Raw genomic sequence first — 3,038 nt, 5'->3', positions numbered from 1 at the left:
CCAGCCAGGAAATCGGCACGCTGATCACTGCCCTTGGCACCGGGATCGGACGGGACGAATTCGACATCGGCAAGCTGCGCTACCACAAGGTCGTCATCATGACCGACGCCGACGTCGACGGCGCGCATATCCGCACGCTTCTGCTGACGTTCTTCTTCCGCCAGATGCCGCAGCTGATCGAAGGCGGCTATCTCTACATCGCGCAGCCGCCGCTTTACAAAGTCGCGCGCGGCAAGTCCGAGGTGTACATGAAGGACCAGTCGGCACTTGAGGATTACCTGATCGAGATGGGCACCGACGGCGCCGTCCTGCGGCTGGTCGACCGGCAAGAGATCGCCGGGAACGACCTTGCCCGCGTCATCGAAGGCGCGCGCCAGTTCCGCCGGGTGCTTGATGCCTTCCCGACCCACTACCCCCGCCCGATCCTGGAACAGGCAGCGCTGGCTGGCGCTTTCGAGCCAGGAAAGGCCGACGGCGACCTTCAGGCCGTGGCCGATACCGTCGCCAAACGCCTCAACCTTATCGCGCCAGAGTTCGAGCGTGGCTGGCAAGGCCGGATCACGCAGGATCACGGCATCCGCCTTTCCCGCATCCTGCGCGGGGTCGAGGAACTTCGCACCCTCGACGGCGCGGTCCTCCGCTCGTCCGAGGCCCGGCGCCTTTCGCACCTCGCAGGCCAGCACCGCGACGTCTACCGCGAACCCGCGCGTCTTGTCCGAAAGGACCGCGAGCAGCCGATCCACGGGCCGATCGACCTTCTGAAATCGATCCTGGCCGAAGGCGAAAAGGGCCTGTCGCTGCAGCGTTACAAGGGCCTGGGCGAGATGAACCCCGATCAGCTTTGGGAGACCACCCTCGACCCCGAGGCGCGGACCCTGCTGCAGGTCAAGGTCGATGACCTGGCCGAGGCCGACGACATCTTCTCCAAGCTCATGGGCGATGTCGTGGAGCCTCGGCGTGAGTTCATCCAGCAGAACGCCCTTAGCGTCGAACATCTGGATTTCTGACGGGGGCTGGTCGCTTTGGCCCTCTCGTGGCAGAGTTCGCGCGAGTGACCGCAAAAGGGGTGGGCCATGGCTTCGGGACGTCGTGATTTCCTTGGCATTCTTGGCGCGGCTGCAGCGGCAGCGGCGGCCATCGTGTATTTCGGCCTTGGCGGGGATATCAAGGCGCTGATGCCCAGCGGGCAGGGCGAGCCGGTCGAGGTCCGCATCGCCTCATCCGTGACGAAGAAGGCCTGGCTGGAAGCGGCCGCCAAAAGCTTTGCCGAGTCCAACCCGGAAACCGCCTCGGGCAAGCCGATCACGATCAAGGTCAGCTCGGTCCTTTCCGGCGAATCCATGCTGCAGATCGCTGAAGGCACGCTGCAACCCACGGTCTGGAGCCCCGGCGAGACGGCGTGGGTTGACCAGCTGACGCAGAAATGGGCGCTGAAGAGCCCCAATCCCATCAGCACCGCCGCTTGCACGCCCACCGTTCACACCCCGGTTGGCCTTGCGATGTGGGAACCCATGGCTCAGGCGCTGGGGTGGCCCGATCAGCCGATCCGCATGTCGCAACTGATTGATCTTGCGAACAATCCCGAAGGCTGGGCCAGCCTTGGCCACCCGGAATGGGGCAAGCTGCGCCTGGGCCATACCCATCCGCAATACTCCAGCGCCGGCCTTTTGTTCCTGGGCCAGGTCATCTACTCGGTCACCGGCAAGACGGAAGGTATCACGCCGACCGATATCTACTCGCCGCAGGTTCGCACAGCGCTGGAAACGCTTGCCGCCAATACCTCGAAGTATGGCATGGTCACCACCGACCTTCTGAATTCCATGGCGGCCCGCGGCCCGGCTTTCCTGCATGTCGCCTCGGCGTTCGAGGAAGGCACGATGCGGACGAATGCCGAGAAGGGCGATCAACTGCGCTGGCCGCTGGTCTTTGTTTTCCCCGCCGATGGCACGTTCTGGAGCGACCATCCCTATTGTGTGCTCGACGGCTCGGGCTGGGTAACCCCCGACGAGGCCGAGGCTGCGAATCTGTTCCTGGCGCATCTCACCTCTGCCGCCATGCAGGACGAGGCGGCAAACCATTTCGTCCGCCCGCTTGACGGTGAAATCGCCTCAGAGACGGCGCTGGCAAGGATCGGAGGCACCGACCTTGCCGCCTCGCCCGCGACGATCCCGCCCTTCGCGATCCCGTCGCCCGAGGTCTCCGAGGCGATCATCGACCAGTTCTACAACACCAAGCGCAAAGCCACGGTGATCCTGACGCTTGACGTCTCAGGCTCGATGTCAGGCGAAGCGATCCGCTCGGCGACGAGTTCGACGGCCGAGTTCCTTGACCGGCTGCATCCCAAAGACCGTGTCGGCCTGATTGCCTTTAGCACTTCAGTGCAAGAGCTTACGCCGATCTCACCAGTCGCCGACGTGGTCGAGAATCTGAAGCGCCAGGTCCTGGCCCTGCCAGCCGATGGCGGTACAAACCTGCACGGCGCCGTCTGCCGTGCGGCCGAGCTTTTGCGGGCAGAGCAGGCCAAAGACCTCGCCGCCGGGGAAAACCGCCTTTACGGCATCGTTGTCCTGTCGGATGGCAAGGACACCGCGGGTCAGCTCTCGGCCAACGAGATGATGGCCACCTGCCTGGCTGCGAACAGCGAACAGGGCGAAGGCCCCCGCGTCTTCGTCCTGGCCTTCGGGACCGAGGTCGACGGCCCCCTGATGGACCGTCTGGCCCGCGAAACCGGCGGCATGCGGTTCGACGCGGCGGCGGGGTCGGTCGGCAACGCCTATCTCAAGATCTCAGCCGAGCAGTAATGTCCACGACCGAGGACCGCCCGCTTCCGCTAAGCCGCCGCCTCTTCCGCCGTCGGCTCGGGGCAGCGCTGGCCGATCGGGGCACCGCGCTGGCGCTCGGCGTGGTCCTTCTGATCACCGCCACGGCCTATGTCCTTGGCGTCCGCGGCCTCGTCGCCCCCGTGGCCTGGCAGGCGGGCCTTGTCGCAGGCGGGGTCTTCGTCCTTTTCCGTGCATTCTTTGGCCTTTTCGGCCGTC

Annotated in this window: 3 protein-coding genes; all 3 read left to right on the top strand. The window is 65.1% G+C overall.

Annotated elements, in window-relative coordinates; translation table 11 throughout:
- Positions 1-1,007, top strand: a 1,007-nt coding sequence (locus ACRCSW_RS25105) for a toprim domain-containing protein (RefSeq protein WP_438708383.1), incomplete at its 5' end; no start/stop codon positions are given.
- Positions 1,008-1,073: 66 nt separating this feature from the next.
- On the top strand, positions 1,074-2,801 hold the full coding sequence (locus ACRCSW_RS25100; protein ID WP_438708382.1) for an extracellular solute-binding protein: 1,728 nt from the start codon (positions 1,074-1,076) through the stop codon (positions 2,799-2,801).
- Positions 2,801-3,038, top strand: a 238-nt coding sequence (locus tag ACRCSW_RS25095) for a hypothetical protein (RefSeq protein WP_438708381.1), incomplete at its 3' end; no start/stop codon positions are given. The genes ACRCSW_RS25100 and ACRCSW_RS25095, both read left to right, overlap by 1 nt.

Origin of the sequence: Tabrizicola sp., from assembly GCF_051645465.1 — a bacterium.
In the GTDB taxonomy this organism is placed as follows: Bacteria; Pseudomonadota; Alphaproteobacteria; order Rhodobacterales; family Rhodobacteraceae; genus Tabrizicola.
Note: the sequence above shows the minus strand (reverse complement) of the source record. Positions and strands in the feature narration are given on the sequence as shown.

What these genes read in the sequence shown, in the direction of transcription:
- ACRCSW_RS25100 (WP_438708382.1), top strand. Translation starts at nt 1,074, where the DNA reads ATGGCTTCGGGACGTCGTGATTTCCTTGGCATTCTTGGCGCGGCTGCA.